This is a genomic window from Paenibacillus sp. TSA_86.1 (assembly GCF_052691815.1).
The window spans coordinates 18,333-32,924 of record NZ_JBQZGE010000017.1 but is presented as its reverse complement, the minus strand read 5'-3'; the positions used below and the strand labels follow the sequence as shown (position 1 = coordinate 32,924).

The window sequence follows — 14,592 nt, the reverse complement described above, 5'->3', positions numbered from 1 at the left end:
GATATCAGAAAAGGGCACAAGAAGACAATGTCTATAAAAAACAGACAAAATCAATCAAAAAAGAAGGTAATCATTAATGTATGACGTTATTGTAATAGGCGGCGGATCCGCAGGTCTGATGGCTTGTGTGGCAGCTGCTGAGCACGGAGCATCTGTGCTGCTGCTGGATAAGGGAGATCAATTGGGCCGCAAACTGGGCATCTCCGGCGGAGGTCGCTGCAATGTAACAAACGCAAAAGAAACCGATGAACTGATTCGCCATATTCCGGGTAACGGGCGTTTTTTATACAGCTCGTTTCAAAATTTGGATAATCAGGGCATCATGCGTTTTTTTGAAAATCTCGGCATTGCCTTGAAAGAAGAAGACAATGGCAGAATGTTCCCTGTCACCGATAAAGCCAAAACAGTTGTTGATGCGCTGGTGGGTAAAATTGTCTCCCTTGGCGTGGAGATCCGTACCAAAGAACCCGTCAAAGAACTTGTCCAGAACGGTCAACAGGTGCAAGGTGTTAAGCTGGCCTCGGGCAAAATCATTCATGGTCGCTCCGTCATTATCGCAACGGGTGGCAAATCCGTGCCACAAACCGGTTCCACTGGTGACGGATATCCATGGGCTGAGGGAGCTGGTCATACCATCACAGAGCTGTATCCAACGGAGGTGCCTATCGTATCTGGAGAGAGCTGGATTCAGTCCAAAGAGCTGCAGGGTCTGTCTCTGCGTGACATTGCACTGTCTGTGCTCGATGCCAAAGGTAAAACGGTCATCTCCCACCGGGGAGACATGCTCTTCACCCATTTTGGCGTATCCGGCCCGGTTGCACTGCGTTGCAGTCAGTTTATTCGTAAGGTTCAGATGAAGTCCGGGAGTACACAAGTCACGATGAGCATCGACCTCTTCCCTGACCTTAGCCCGGCTGCGCTGGAAGCACAGGTCAAGCAAGGACTGGAGCAAGAGTCGCGCAAGGCTGTGAAAAATATTTTGAAAACATGGGTGCCTGAGCGTCTGATTCCCCTATTGATGAAACGTGCCGAGATTGGGGACGACCTCACATTCCACCATTTTCCGAAAGGTATGTTAAGTCACCTGTGCGAGCTAATGAAGTCCTTCACTTTCCGCGCAGACGGCACAAGATCCCTAAAGGAAGCCTTTGTAACCGGAGGCGGAGTTCACTTAAAGGAGATATACCCTAAAACGATGGAATCCAAGCTGTTGCCTGGACTATTCTTTTGCGGCGAGGTGCTCGACATTCACGGTTACACTGGCGGTTATAATATTACTGCTGCCTTCTCCACAGGATACACTGCCGGCATGAATGCTGCTGAGTACAGACATGTTAATGCGTAGGTAATTAGACGTTTGGCGTTTGGCACTTAGTGCTTGGTGCTTGGTGCTTGGTGCTTGGTGCTTGGCGTTTGGGGTTTGACGCCCCTGGTCAGGGGCAAGTGCCTGTTGCAACGCGATGCGGACGTGCGGGATCAGGGGCTAGTGCGCGGAATGAGCGAAGTATGTGTAGGTGAACACTGTTGTGTTGAAGGATTGCTTGCCATTTGTCCGGTATGGGTGTTGTATGCGTGTTGCATACGTGGCTTTAATGTGCGCATCAATATATTGCCTGGTGCCGGAGTTGTGGCCCGGTTCGGTGTGATGCCGGTTGTTGGCGAGTCGCTTTAAACATGGTTCAAGCGCTAACGATCACCACGAACCTTATTTCATGGAAATTATTCATTTTTAAATTCTAACGATCACCAGGAACGCTATTTGGCGAAAAACCGATCTTTTCAAGGTAAAATGATTCATTTGTGTCAAAATAACGTCTCTGGTGATCGTTACATTTCGAAACACCCTCAAATGGAGCAAATAGCGTTCCCTGTGATCGTTAGAAAATACTCAGATACAGCGCTAGCCAAATGGGACACTCATTAACCTGCATCATAGGCGTGCGCCAAAAAAGGCACCCACATGTCATCATCCATGACCAGACGGGTGCCTTTCCTTTGCTTAATACTTTTTACAACTCCAAGGTAAGTTCCAGATGAACACTGCCGTTTACTGCTACAGGTACGAGGGCGTGTACTCGTGTGGGCAGTTTTCCCTTAAGCGTTGACAGTTCTTTCTTATGCCTTGACGCTGCCGGAGAATCCATCCGCGGAGTCATCGTAGACCGGATCATCGCTATAGTTATATTCATGTTTGCTCTGATTTACGCCCTGATCTGCACCTTGATCTACGCTCTGGCCGACATTCATCGTCTGGTTTCCACCGCGTGCGTAGCCCTCGTTCCAGTCCTCGTTGACGAGGTGTGCGGGAATAGATACATTTTGAAACAGATCCAGTTCATCCACCGAAGAGGCAAACACGGCGCTTCCTCCATGCGCTTGCACAATCTCAACCGCGGATTGCGGATCTTGGCGATCCGTCGGGATATATAGTTCAAGTGGTGCAGATTGATATGGCTTATAGCCTAATTCCTCCAAAGTTGCTTTTGCCACATGCAGTGCCGAAGGATCAGAGAAATGCACTTGAAGCTCACCGTTATCCATCATGCTCAACTTCTCCTCGCTATAAATATTTCTATCCCCAGTCCGTGAAACCCATTAGACATCAAGACATCCATAAGTTAAAACATACATATACAGGACACCCATGAAACTCATGAAAGTCATGACTCCCATGCCACTTATGACTCATGTCACTCATGAGATTCATGGGATTCATGGGATTCACAAAACCTTTCTTCTATAGCATGGGCAGGAAACATATGTGATATGCGTCCCGGGAAGAAAAATCCTTTCAAGCATGTTTATGTAAAATCATGCACGGGTCTGTCTGATCCAGCCTGCAACGGACACTACAGCATAACCAAATGCTACCGTGCATGCAGCAGTCAGAAAACCGACTATCCAACCCAGCCAAAACACTCCCATGACATATCCCATCAGCGCAACGAGTGGAAGCAGTAACATACGCACCATGATGGAGCCTGCCTCATGAAGCGCAGCAGAATCATACGTGACAAGCTGTACATACTCCGACGTAGCCAATCCATCCCAAGCACGGTATAACATCACGGTCAGCATAATCACCAGTAAACCACACACGATGACATTGACCGGAAACGGCGGCAAGGCTACCGCTACGATAGACAACCCACCCAGTTGAAGAATCAATTTCAACGTCTCGGAATTGCGAAAAAAAGTTTTGAAAGCAATCTCTGCCGTCCGATTCGGAATGGAGCGTTTACGAAATAATTTGCGAGATTTGCGAAAAATGATCGTACGTGTCTGCGGAGACTTTGGTTTCTTCACAGCCTGGCTCAACATCAGTGCAGTTAACCGTAGCCTGCTTCGCAGACCCTCCCGCACATCTCCCTCAAACGTGCCCTTCATATGCAGTCTCATCTGTATCAATGTAATGAGTAACAGCAGAACGGCTGCAATACTCAGCGTGATTCTCCACGTATACGAGTCCCCAAGAAGCCAAGCAGATGTGCGAATTGTTGCCCACCCCATAGCGATCACAAGCGGGATCATTGAAAGCCAGCGCCGCCACCCTGTATATCGAACTTTAACCATATGTATAACAATGACTTGAAGTGACGCCGCAGTTGCGAGCCAGATACTTGTCAGCACGATCTGTAATAGAGACATGTCATACACACGAACGAGCAGCGGTGCAACGAGCGCGGTAATAAGTATCATTTTTCCGAGTTGTAATAGGGTCACCCGCACAAGCCCTCGCATCATCAGTGTTTGCATCCACACCCTTCTGGATTTCAGGAACAATACATCCGCTTCTTCGATAAAAAGCAAAACTCCACCCGTCAGGATGATTAATTCGATAATCCCCGTTAGTACAGGGAATGATATGCCGCCGCTTGCCCATGCTGGCAACGCTTTTGTCCACAGACTGGCGTAGTAGCCGATAAAATATAACATTCCTGGAACCAGCAGATACAACCATACCGTCCAGTCCACCACAAGCCTAAAATTACGCCACTGTTCCCGAACATGCTCTTTCTGCCTTCTTTGGTATAAAAGATGCGGGGTATAACGTTTGGGTTCTACCATTCCTTCAGTTCTCTCCTTTCTTCAGTCCAATGTCAGCGTATCAAAACAATCAAATAAAGACGCTTCCGGCATTCCCGCCGTAGCACGAATTTCATCCAACGTTCCTTCCGCAGCCGATCGGCCAGAAGCAATCAGAATGAAGCGGTCGCAGATCCGTTCGGCCGTATCCAGCACGTGGGTAGACATTAACACACCTGCCCCGCGGCGGCGCTCATCATCAAGTAACTTAAGGAAATCCTTCGTTGCGCGCGGGTCTAAACCGATAAATGGCTCGTCCACAATATAGATATCCGGTGAGGAGAGAAATCCGATCATAAGCATCATTTTCTGACGCATGCCTTTCGAGAAACTGGCTGGGAGATCATTGCGGACATGATCCATGCCAAATCGGACTAGAAGCTCATCCGCTCTCGCCACAAATACTGCTTCTTCTATTTCATATGCTGCAGCAGCCAGATCAAGATGCTCCCACAAGGTCATGTACTCGTAAAAAACAGGCTGTTCGGGAATGTAGGCATAACGCCCTTCCCCGCCAATGGTTACATCATAATCGGCATGCTCCAGGAGGCCGAGCAATGTCTTAATGGTTGTACTTTTACCCGCACCATTAGGGCCGATAATGCCTACCAGTTCTCCCGGTGCGACGTGCATCTGAATGTTCCGAATCGTAGACTGTCCTGGCGCGTAACCTGCTTCGCGAATATGTACGTTCAGGATGGAATCGGGTAGAGCTTTTTCTTCCTGCGATATGTGCTGCATGGCTTAACACTCCTGTTCTTATCCTTTTTTACATAATGAACTATTTATATTGTAAATGAGTTTTGAGTATCATGTTTGATCAAATTGAGTAAAAGTGGTTAATTCATTTTTTGACTTATAATAAAATGTTATTACATACTTATATCCTTATATACATATTTCCATCTTTATATTAATACATTTACAGTTTGGGTATCACTCGATAACATTCGTTCATACTACTTAATGCAGAGGAAGTCTATCAAATGTTCAAGCTGAATTGAAAAACAGCAACGTAAGATTAGAAGTAAATAGGTTTTAATCTCATAAAAAGAAGCAGGGGTTCCGGAGCCCCTGCTTCTTCATGTTACAGTGAAAAATTCATATTATCGATTGCTCTCCACCATGGTTATCGTATCGCTTTCTGCATCCGCATTAGCGTTCAGACCCAGATCGAGCATGCCACGGCTTTCGCTGGCATAGCTGCTGCTTGCGGTGCGCTCACGGTCGTTCCCGTTACTGTTGCGTTCGGATTGAGCCATGGTTGCACTCTCTCCTTCCGCTTTCGCGTTCAGACCCAGATCCAGCATGCCACGGCTTTCGCTCGCATAACTGCTGCTTGCGGTGCGCTCACGGTCGTTCCCGTTACTGTTGCGTTCGGATTGAGCCATGGTTGCACTCTCTCCTTCCGCTTTCGCGTTCAGACCCAGATCGAGCTTGCCACGGCTTTCGCTGGCATAACTGCTGCTTGCGGTGCGCTCACGGTCGTTCACGTTACTGTTGCGTTCGGATTGAGCCCACGTTGCACTCTTTCCTTCCGCTTTCGCGTTCAGACCCAGATCCAGCATGCCACGGCTTTCGCTCGCATAGCTGCTGTTTGCGGTGCGCTCACGGTCGTTACCGTTACTGTTGCGTTCGGATTGAGCCCACGTTGCACTCTTTCCTTCCGCTTTCGCGTTCAGACCCAGATCCAGCATGCCACGGCTTTCGCTCGCATAACTGCTGCTCGCGGTGCGCTCACGGTCGTTCACGTTACTGTTGCGTTCGGATTGAGCCATGGTTGCACTCTCTCCTTCCGCTTTCGCGTTCAGACCCAGATCGAGTTTACCGCGGCCTTCACTGGCATAGCTACTGTTCGTGTTGCTGTTGCGAGCCTGACCGTTTCGTGAATACTCGTTCATCGTTGCTGCTTCTCCCGACACATTGGCATTCAGACCGAGACCTAGTCTGCCAGAGCTACTGTGCTCACTTGTAACGTCCGAAGATTGGTTATTGTAACGGTTCATGTTCTTGGCGGATACACCGGCATTAAGTCCCAGATCCAGGTTTAATGCTCCGGTTGCACTGGAGGAACCACCATAGCTGCCAGTATTCCCGTAACCAGCGTCACGTTGTCCTGATAACAATGATCCCAGTTCCAGACGCAGACCTGCATTCAGATCCAAATTACCGCTGCTGTTGCTGTTGTAGCTATCCGCATAGGTTGCCTGCGAAGCCCCCAGCAATCCAGCTACCAGCGTACCCGACAATACCGACAATTTTACCCAACGATTCACTTTTTTCATGATAATATACACTCCTTCTCAATTTTGGTTGAATTAACGCCATTGTTGTTTATGAGAAAGAGGTATATTTCGGCGGCTGACCTGGTGGTGCTTGTGACCACTGGCTGAAACCATCCAAACGTTCCATGTCAAAAGCAAAATCATAACCTGGCATCACCGGACTTGTTATCGCCAAAGGCAGTGCTACGGCCGGAACGGATGCTCCGCCTCCTGTCACACCGGATGAACCGGAGCTTGTACCTGTAGAGGTACTCGTTGAAGTAGGAGCTATTGCCGTAACAGACCAGTTTGCCGGTCGTTCTGTCCGTGGTTGCCATGGTGCAGAGGCTTTATCCTGCTTTTCAAGTGATGCCTGATCCGCATTCAGATTCCCCTGACCTTGGTTCTCGGCTGTTGATTTACCCAAGGACGCATCCATCTGCAGCCATTTATGATCCAGTAAAGATACGTTGGAATTCGTCTCCTCAGCACGTTGGTTGAGACCCTCCTGCTTCACAGGTACACCCTGAGAAACAACGGGCTCTTTTACTGCGTCTGGAGTGATCTCACGATCCATCACCTGACCTGTAACCTGTACTTCATCCCGCTTTGTTTCCGATTCGCTTAGCTTATCCTGAGACTTCTCATCCTTAGGTGCTTGCACAGCATCAGGCTGATTTGAAGTATTTGCGGACCGCCCCGGTTTCACAACCGGAAGTTCGACTTTACCAGGATCAATTTCCGCGTTTACACCCGCAACAGGTACGCTCGCTTTCACTGTTGGAAGCCGCACCTTGCCTTCGTTTAGGTTCACACCTGATGCCCTGACATCTACCGATGTAACTTCAGGCACATCAACTTTCACGGAAGGCAGTTCAACCTTGCCTTGCCGCAAGTCTGCTCGTACAGCAGATGTCTCTGCTTTGATGACTTCAGGAACCTCCGCTTGAATCCCCGGCAAGGAAACTGTTCCCTCCTGAAGATTCACCTGACTGCCGGACACATCTGCTCGAATGACAGGCGTATCAGCTTGTACAGAAGGTAGTTCCACCGTTCCTTGTTTCGCATCGATACCAATCTTCGATGTTCCTGCCGATCCAAGCGGTGTATCGACCTTAAGCTCAGATACACTTAGCTTGCCAGTAGATGTATTCGTTTGGATCGAGGGAACTTCTACATCAAGCAGTGGTGTGGATGCCGATATGGATGGAGTCAGATCAAGACTGCCATCTGCATCACGTGAGAACAGGTTCAGTGACAATCCGCTGGACGGTTTGTTTGAACCCGCCTGATTCTGAGCATCATCTGCATATACGTGCGATGAACCGATGCCCATAACCAAGGTTCCGGCCAGAATGGCTAACGGAATGCTTGCCAGACGAGTGATCGATCTGGGTAATTTCACTTTTAAGTTCAAGTTGCTTCACCCCCTTTCCGCGCTAGCGTTGGTGGGACAAGGCATATGAGTTTTCCCCTAGGAATAATTAGAATACAGGGATTTCTGCCTGTTCCTCATTAAACATGAAGGCGTTTCCTCAAACGATTTTTCCGTAAAAACATTTTAAATTTAAATTAATTTACACCTTCATACCCAGCTATTACTTCTCTAAACGTTCTTACGACACCTCTCCGGTTGCCACAGACTGTGCCGGAATAACTGCTTCCCCATCTCTGTTCTTACCTCTTGCTTTCAACAGATACAGTAAACCCAACAGTGTCAGCAAAACGCCTGAACTTACAAACGCAGGAACAACACCAAATGAAGTCACTAGTAACCCGCCTGCCACAGGGCCGAGAATGTTGCTCGTTGTCATCACACTGCCTACGGTACCAAATACCCTGCCTGTCATCGGCTCAGGGGTCTGTTCTTGCAGTAGAATCTGAAAAGGCACGACTGCAAAACCAATGCCCACACCTGCCAAGGCAAACAGCGAAATAAGAAGCAGCTGTGCGCCTAGTCCTGCTGAAGGCCATACGACAACAACTAACCCAGCGGTCCCGATCACGAGACCTGTTACAGCGGTACCCAGCCCCATTTTTAACCCGTGGCTCGCTGTTTTCCATTTCCGGACACTCATCGCCGCGATTAACGTTCCGACACCACTTGCCGCAACACACCATCCAAGCAGATCACCCGAAATGCCGGGAAGTTGTCTGAATAAGATGACAGTCTGTGAATCGGCAAATTGCAGAAACAAAATCGCAGCTGCCAGCAAAAGAAGTGACGTTCCTACGCGAGGAAGGGAAGAAAGCATGCGGATACCCTCAAGTGTTTCCTTCCAAAAGGATTGTTTTACGCGAATCGATCCTGCTGTCTCTTCCTCTACTCCTGTTACGTCAGAATCTGCCCGTTGGATCACCCGATGTCCGGGAATCCACAATAAAATAATGCCAGAGATCAGAAATGATGCCGCATCCAGCACAAAACACCACGTGATTCCGAACCCGGCTACAAGTAATCCGCCCAGTGCCGGACCGATAATTTTGGACATCTGTTCAATCACCGAACTAATGGACACCGCTTGGGCAAGCTGGTGATGTGGCACAATTTCTTTCAACTTGCCGTTCTTCGCAGGTGAGAACATGACATCAAATAGAGATTTGAGAATAAGCAACACATAAACATGCCAAATCTGACCGGCAAAAATAAATGCACCCACGATAATAATTCGGGCAGCATCGCTGTAATCATCATCCACTTTCGGTTCAGGCGATCTGCCAGAGCACCGGCAAAGGGGCCCGTAAACAGTACCGGCAATGCCGCAGACAACATCACAAAAGTAACCTCCCATGGCGTAGCATTCCAACGAAGCCCTACCAATGTGAAAATGGCCAACAGGTGCAGCCAGTCCCCCAAGTTGGATATGGCCTGAGATACCATCAATGTCATGAATGCACGATTTTGTTTCAGTGCACCCTGTCCCTCTACTATGGAATTCGTCATCCCGCTCCTCCTCCATCATTTTCCGAATGTTTAATATGATAATGATTATATAAAAGAGTCCCTGGCAGAACCTCCTGCCCGAGACGGAGATGGAAAACACCCACAGGAGTATTTTTGCTTTTTCTCCATTCCAGTTCTCTAATCCATTTGGATGCTTGATTAAGAATATGTATTATAAATTGTGGAAATTGATCAAATTTTAAATGCTAAAAATGCAAATCTTGTGACATATCGCATGTTTTTCACCAAAATAGAGGTCTACAATGAACATATGGCGATCCACTAATTCGTCAATTGATATAACGATCCAACTCGTATAAGTTGATCTGATCTTTACCAAGAGAGCTAGCAAAGAGAAACTTTCAATCACGTCAACTTATATAAATACACTGAAAGGCGGGATCAGCATGCTGGAATTACAAGAGATCGGGACAGAACGTTCACTTCATCTGTACCGCACCCTGGCTCATACGTTCAAAAGTGTGAATGAACACGCTGTATCTGGAAGTAAAGTACATGGTTTTAACCCGACTGCCTACGGAGTGCTCGAAGTCTTATATATGAAAGGAGCACAGCCGATCCAGCAGGTAGGGGCCCAATTGCTTCTGCAGAGCGGCAATGTCACTTATGTCATTGATAAGCTGGAGGAAAAAGGACTACTCTGCCGCAAACATTGTCCACAGGACAGACGTATCATTTTTGTTGAACTGACCGAAATAGGTCAGCGTACGATGGATGATATCTATCCGGGTTATGCAGTCAAGATTGATCGTGCGGTTAGTGGTCTGAGTGAAGAGGATAAGGAACTGCTTTCCGAACTGCTGGGCAGACTGGCACATGGTGCAGAAAGTCTGTCAGCGAGCAGCTAGAATTGGAATAAACCGTAATATAAAAAGACCAGATTAGCCTCTAATTAAGGCTTATCCGGTCTTTATTTTTTATTGATTTTCAGCCAGTGAGTCCCTGCCCGCAAAACATATTGCCAGCCCAGAAAGATCAAGGTGATGATAAACATCTGGCGAATGGCCCCCATGTACAGAAACGTATTCCCCCGAAACACAAAGACAGAGAACAGAACACCGCTGAATCCTGCTAACAAAACATAACCAATCATTACCGATACAACTGGATGCATTCTCCCTCTAGCTCGTTGCACCACAGATATAGACACCGCATCCGTCAAGAGTGACAGTGGAAGAATAAGAAAAATGACAATAGCCAGATAAATCAGCACGGTAATAAGTAATGAATACCAGAGCGGAGAATAGTACGTATTATCCATTCGCTCGTCTACAGGTACATATTTAACGAGAACGGTGATGACAGAGATTGAAATACAGGCCAGCAAGGCTGACAAGATTCGGACAGAAGGGGAAACAGGCCGCAGGACAACTAGCTTTAATTTGCTCAATTCACATCCTCCTCCTTTTTCCAGTCCATCATACCAAACCCATTGAAATATAAAAAGCAGCTGAATTCAGCTGCTTTTTTAGGACATAGCGATGATGTTCTATCCGTGCATTCCATTACTATGCCTTTCATTCTTTCCTCTACCCTGCCGCTCAGTTACTTCTGCATGGCTTCCACTTGTGGCGGAGCATCTGCATCCTCGGGAACGATTAGTCGTTTGCGCAAAGCTAGTGTAGTGACCCACGAAACAATAGCAATCACAAACATAATAACAAACAAGGAGTGCAGACTGCCTTCCAGCACACTGCGCAGTAGCGCCCACTTCTCGTCCGATAAAGCTGCATCCGTATGCGGTGCAAGCAGTTCGTTTAGATCCTTCTCCGAAATACCTGACGCCGCCAAATTTTGTTCACTCGACAGTGCCGAGATGCGGAAGTTCAGCCAGGTTCCAAATGCTGCTGCACCGATCGTCTGGCCGAGTGTACGCATGAACGTATGTAGTGCCGTTGAAGAACCACGCTCTTTATACCCCACAGAGGACTGGGCAATGATGGTGAAGATCGTAAAGGCAAAACCGAACCCGAGCCCATAAATAAAGGTCAAAATGAACAGCACGACCTGCGGAGAAGTCCCGCCAACCAAGAATAGCCCGCCCGAACCAACCGCGATTCCGGTAAGTCCAATTAATGTGGTCAACCGTGAACCGATCTTGAGCAGCAGCCGGCCAGCCAGCACGCTACCGATCAACCAACCAACGGACATCGGTGCGAGCAATAACCCGGACTCCGTTGCATTGCCTCCGCGAACCCCCTGCACCCAGAGCGGCAGATAGCTGGTTAAGCCGATCATCAATGTACTGGTCAGCAGGCCGGCGATATTCGCCACCCGGATGTCCCGGATACGGAACAGATGAAGTGGAACCATCGGGGCCTGAGCTTTTTTTTCCACCACAAAAAACAAAATGATAAACAGCACAGCAACGACGCTCAGTGCCACAATCAATGGAGAACTCCATGCGTAATACTGCCCACCCGCCGATAAAACAAAGAGCAAAGCGGTAATACCAATGGTGAAGGTCAACGCTCCCATATAATCAATTTTGGCCGTGCGTGGGGAAATGTCTTCCTTCAAATAACGGAAAACGAACCACATCGCGAGCAAACCAAACGGCACATTAAACCCGAAAATCCACTGCCAACCGAGGTTGTCCACGAAATAACCACCGAGCAGCGGGCCGACGAGAGACGAGATGCCCCATACCGAGCTGATCCAGCCCTGGATTTTGCCACGTTCCTCAATACGGTAAATGTCCCCGATAATCGTAAAGGTAACCGGCACGACAGCACCTGCCCCAATCCCCTGAATGGCACGGTAAATGATCAACTGCTCCATATTCTGCGAAAGACAGCATAAGAGTGATCCCAGCAAAAATAAAGCACAGCCAATAAGGAAGACCGGTTTACGTCCATACAAGTCACTGATTTTGCCAAAAATCGGCGTACTGACTGCCATCGTGAGCAGATACGCCGTAAAAATCCAACTCAGCAGCTGCACGCTCCCCAGTTCGCTGACAATCGTCGGGCCAGCCGGACCGATTACGGTACCCTCAATCGCGGACAGAAACGTTGCCAGCAGCAAACCAGCGAGAATAAAACTGCGCTTCAAACCTCCTGATGTATTCACACAAACCCTTCTCTCTTTTTTCTCTTTAACCATTAGAAGATATTATTTACATGCCTACTACGAGCCAGAACAATCTTTCGATCGTTGTTACCCCCAGATTTTTTTGATCTTATTTTGTTTAAAAGGGGGAAATCCGGTGGTAAGCCTATGCTTTCGATGTAGCTTTCGTGCCGAAAGCTTTTAGACGAACGCTTCGCTTCTCCAGCTTTGTTCTGTCTCTCCGTTAATATGTAAATAAAAAAAACCTCAAATGATAAACTTCCTTTCCACTACCTTCTCTTATTGCGAAGAAACTCATCATATAATAGCGAGTACATGACCATGTCCTTGTATCCGGTAGACGTATGCTGCACCTGGCGTAGCAGACCCTCACGTGTGAAGCCCTGACTTGTCAGGAACGTGCCCGAAGCTGCATTGCGCGGGTCAACAAGTGCTTCAATCCGGTTCAATCCCATCGTCTCATAACCAAAGGGTAGCAGCGCCGTGAATGCCTCGGACATATATCCGTAACGCCAGTACTCACGGCCCAGCTCATATCCGATCTCCCCGCGAAACGCACCTTCCAGCTGCCAGGTGTTGAAACCGCAGCTTCCGATAAGTTTGCCGATAGCCTTTAGTTCAATGCCCCACCGAATGGCATCCTCTTCCCCCGCCATATGGTTCAGCAGCCCGATCATATCTGCCGCCTCGCTTGTCCCAATCATGGGCGCAAGATTCATATACCGTGTAACCTCCCGGTCGGACCAGTGTACGAACATCTGGGCAGCATCCTTGCGGCGCATTTTGCGTAAACGTAGCCGCGGTGTCTCCATTTCCGGGATTCTTCCTTTACATTTATACATCAACTGACACTCCGATCCGATCCTTCTCTTGCAGACCATAAGATTCATTAGCCATCTAACCATAACCTGCACCAATTGGCAACCGTTCACTCTTCCGATCATATCAAAAAACCGGGCGCATTCGCTCCCGGCCTTGATGTAACTATGAATCCACCAGCACAGGTTGTCCTGTTTTATGCCGAGGGTTATTCCTTTTTTTGCTCAGCTTCTCGCAAAGCCGAATCTCCTACATCCTTAAGCCGGAGATGCTTTCTTACCTCCAGCAAGTAATTCCTCGCTGACTCGTCCAAGCACAGCAACAATTTCCTTATACTCCTCAATGCCTGTCCCGGTCAGACTCCACTGGTCTCCATGGGCAGTCAGGAAGTTCTCTTGCGTCAGGTGTTCAAGCTCCTGCTTGATCTCACGTTCACCCACGCGATATCCTCGTTCTTCTAACATAGGCAGCGCATCGCTTACGGTTAGATCCTCATTTTGGGCAAAATATAGAAGATGAATTCGTACAAATAGGTTCTGTACTTCTGCATGCATAAGCTAAGCTCCTTCCAGGGTTGTAGCCCTTCTTGGTTGCTAAGTAATTACCCCGCGAAAGTACCAGAGAAACAGGCGCCTGATTCGAGTACTGCCATCTCTTTCCAAAATCATTCTGCTTGACTAACCGCATCTACTGCACTATCTTGAAAATAAGTACCATTTTTGCTCGGGAGGGTGATCCACCATGTTTCAAGCTGTTTCCTACGAAGGAACACGAAACGAGCAGCACACCGCCGTCCTGGGACAGTTAAGTGCCCTGATTCGCGATGAACCTAGTGCGATTGCCAATCTGGCTAACGCTGCTGCGCTGCTCAATGTATTTCTAACCGATACCAACTGGGTCGGATTCTATCTGTATGATGGCAAAGAATTGGTCCTCGGACCGTTCCAAGGGTTGCCTGCCTGTATCCGAATTCCTCTTGGACGCGGAGTATGCGGCACCTCTGCTGCGGAGAGACGCACACTCGTTGTTGATGATGTGCATGCTTTCCCAGGCCATATCGCCTGTGATGCTGCATCCAATAGTGAAATCGTTGTTCCGATTATCAAAGACGGACAATTATACGGAGTGCTGGATATCGACAGCCCGATCAAAAACCGGTTTGACGACGAAGATCGCATCTTCCTGGAAAAAGCAGTAAGCCTGCTCACTGAGCAGCTGTAAGCCGTTTGATTCATTTTCAATTCATTCGAACAAGAGAATTCTTGTCCTCTCACCCTATGATGGCGAGAACGATATGTGTTAACAAAAAGCGCAGCCCTCTCGGAGGTCTGCGCTTTTTGTTGCTATGTTCACACCGATGTTCTTGCCCGCCCATGTTACTTTATG

13 protein-coding genes and 1 pseudogene are annotated in these 14,592 nt (G+C 48.2%); 4 read left to right on the top strand and 10 right to left on the bottom strand.

All coding sequences use genetic code 11. The annotated features are described in order from the left end of the window. Window positions 1-76 precede the first annotated feature (76 nt). On the top strand, window positions 77-1,345 hold the full coding sequence (locus ACUTVW_RS23365; protein WP_445647964.1) for an NAD(P)/FAD-dependent oxidoreductase: 1,269 nt from the start codon (window positions 77-79) through the stop codon (window positions 1,343-1,345). 105 nt (window positions 1,346-1,450) lie between these two features. Then, on the top strand, window positions 1,451-1,672 hold the full coding sequence (locus ACUTVW_RS23360; protein ID WP_445647963.1) for a hypothetical protein: 222 nt from the start codon (window positions 1,451-1,453) through the stop codon (window positions 1,670-1,672). 443 nt (window positions 1,673-2,115) lie between these two features. On the opposite strand, the gene ACUTVW_RS23355 is transcribed toward ACUTVW_RS23360, so the two are convergent. The 6 genes and pseudogenes from ACUTVW_RS23355 to ACUTVW_RS23330 form a co-directional block, all read right to left on the bottom strand. Further along, window positions 2,116-2,544 (bottom strand): hypothetical protein, encoded by a 429-nt coding sequence (locus ACUTVW_RS23355; protein ID WP_445647962.1) that lies wholly within the window; start codon window positions 2,542-2,544, stop codon window positions 2,116-2,118. A gap of 267 nt (window positions 2,545-2,811) precedes the next feature. Then, entirely contained in the window at window positions 2,812-4,068 is a 1,257-nt protein-coding gene (locus ACUTVW_RS23350) for an ABC transporter permease (protein WP_445647961.1), read from the bottom strand. 21 nt (window positions 4,069-4,089) lie between these two features. Beyond that, window positions 4,090-4,827 (bottom strand): ABC transporter ATP-binding protein, encoded by a 738-nt coding sequence (locus ACUTVW_RS23345; protein ID WP_445647960.1) that lies wholly within the window; start codon window positions 4,825-4,827, stop codon window positions 4,090-4,092. A gap of 365 nt (window positions 4,828-5,192) precedes the next feature. Then, complete coding sequence (locus ACUTVW_RS23340) at window positions 5,193-6,371, bottom strand: hypothetical protein (protein WP_445647959.1); 1,179 nt, start codon at window positions 6,369-6,371, stop codon at window positions 5,193-5,195. A 49-nt stretch (window positions 6,372-6,420) separates the two neighbouring features. Next, window positions 6,421-7,767: a hypothetical protein gene (locus tag ACUTVW_RS23335; RefSeq protein ID WP_445647958.1), complete on the bottom strand. Its 1,347-nt coding sequence runs from the start codon at window positions 7,765-7,767 to the stop codon at window positions 6,421-6,423. A gap of 199 nt (window positions 7,768-7,966) precedes the next feature. Then, a pseudogene (locus ACUTVW_RS23330) lies at window positions 7,967-9,231 on the bottom strand (MFS transporter). Between the two features lie 470 nt (window positions 9,232-9,701). Between ACUTVW_RS23330 and ACUTVW_RS23325 the strand changes: the two are divergent. After that, entirely contained in the window at window positions 9,702-10,163 is a 462-nt protein-coding gene (locus ACUTVW_RS23325) for a MarR family winged helix-turn-helix transcriptional regulator (protein WP_445647957.1), read from the top strand. A gap of 62 nt (window positions 10,164-10,225) precedes the next feature. On the opposite strand, the gene ACUTVW_RS23320 is transcribed toward ACUTVW_RS23325, so the two are convergent. The 4 genes from ACUTVW_RS23320 to ACUTVW_RS23305 form a co-directional block, all read right to left on the bottom strand. Next, window positions 10,226-10,705 carry a hypothetical protein gene (locus tag ACUTVW_RS23320; protein WP_445647956.1) on the bottom strand — a complete coding sequence of 160 codons (480 nt, stop codon included), beginning with the start codon at window positions 10,703-10,705 and terminating at the stop codon, window positions 10,226-10,228. A gap of 155 nt (window positions 10,706-10,860) precedes the next feature. Further along, window positions 10,861-12,420: an MDR family MFS transporter gene (locus ACUTVW_RS23315; RefSeq protein WP_445647955.1), complete on the bottom strand. Its 1,560-nt coding sequence runs from the start codon at window positions 12,418-12,420 to the stop codon at window positions 10,861-10,863. Between the two features lie 236 nt (window positions 12,421-12,656). After that, entirely contained in the window at window positions 12,657-13,199 is a 543-nt protein-coding gene (locus ACUTVW_RS23310) for a GNAT family N-acetyltransferase (RefSeq protein ID WP_445647954.1), read from the bottom strand. Between the two features lie 264 nt (window positions 13,200-13,463). After that, window positions 13,464-13,760 carry a hypothetical protein gene (locus ACUTVW_RS23305; RefSeq protein WP_434748157.1) on the bottom strand — a complete coding sequence of 99 codons (297 nt, stop codon included), beginning with the start codon at window positions 13,758-13,760 and terminating at the stop codon, window positions 13,464-13,466. Between the two features lie 187 nt (window positions 13,761-13,947). Here ACUTVW_RS23305 and ACUTVW_RS23300 point away from each other — a divergent pair, with 187 nt between their 5' ends. Then, on the top strand, window positions 13,948-14,427 hold the full coding sequence (locus ACUTVW_RS23300) for a GAF domain-containing protein (protein WP_434748158.1): 480 nt from the start codon (window positions 13,948-13,950) through the stop codon (window positions 14,425-14,427). Window positions 14,428-14,592 lie beyond the last annotated feature (165 nt).

Coding starts and splice junctions, on each gene's coding strand:
- ACUTVW_RS23305 (WP_434748157.1), bottom strand. CDS start 13,760: ATGCATGCAGAAGTACAGAACCTATTTGTACGAATTCATCTTCTATAT.
- ACUTVW_RS23365 (WP_445647964.1), top strand. CDS start 77: ATGTATGACGTTATTGTAATAGGCGGCGGATCCGCAGGTCTGATGGCT.
- ACUTVW_RS23310 (WP_445647954.1), bottom strand. CDS start 13,199: ATGGAGACACCGCGGCTACGTTTACGCAAAATGCGCCGCAAGGATGCT.
- ACUTVW_RS23325 (WP_445647957.1), top strand. CDS start 9,702: ATGCTGGAATTACAAGAGATCGGGACAGAACGTTCACTTCATCTGTAC.
- ACUTVW_RS23315 (WP_445647955.1), bottom strand. CDS start 12,420: ATGGTTAAAGAGAAAAAAGAGAGAAGGGTTTGTGTGAATACATCAGGA.
- ACUTVW_RS23345 (WP_445647960.1), bottom strand. CDS start 4,827: ATGCAGCACATATCGCAGGAAGAAAAAGCTCTACCCGATTCCATCCTG.
- ACUTVW_RS23340 (WP_445647959.1), bottom strand. CDS start 6,371: ATGAAAAAAGTGAATCGTTGGGTAAAATTGTCGGTATTGTCGGGTACG.
- ACUTVW_RS23350 (WP_445647961.1), bottom strand. CDS start 4,068: ATGGTAGAACCCAAACGTTATACCCCGCATCTTTTATACCAAAGAAGG.
- ACUTVW_RS23300 (WP_434748158.1), top strand. CDS start 13,948: ATGTTTCAAGCTGTTTCCTACGAAGGAACACGAAACGAGCAGCACACC.
- ACUTVW_RS23355 (WP_445647962.1), bottom strand. CDS start 2,544: ATGATGGATAACGGTGAGCTTCAAGTGCATTTCTCTGATCCTTCGGCA.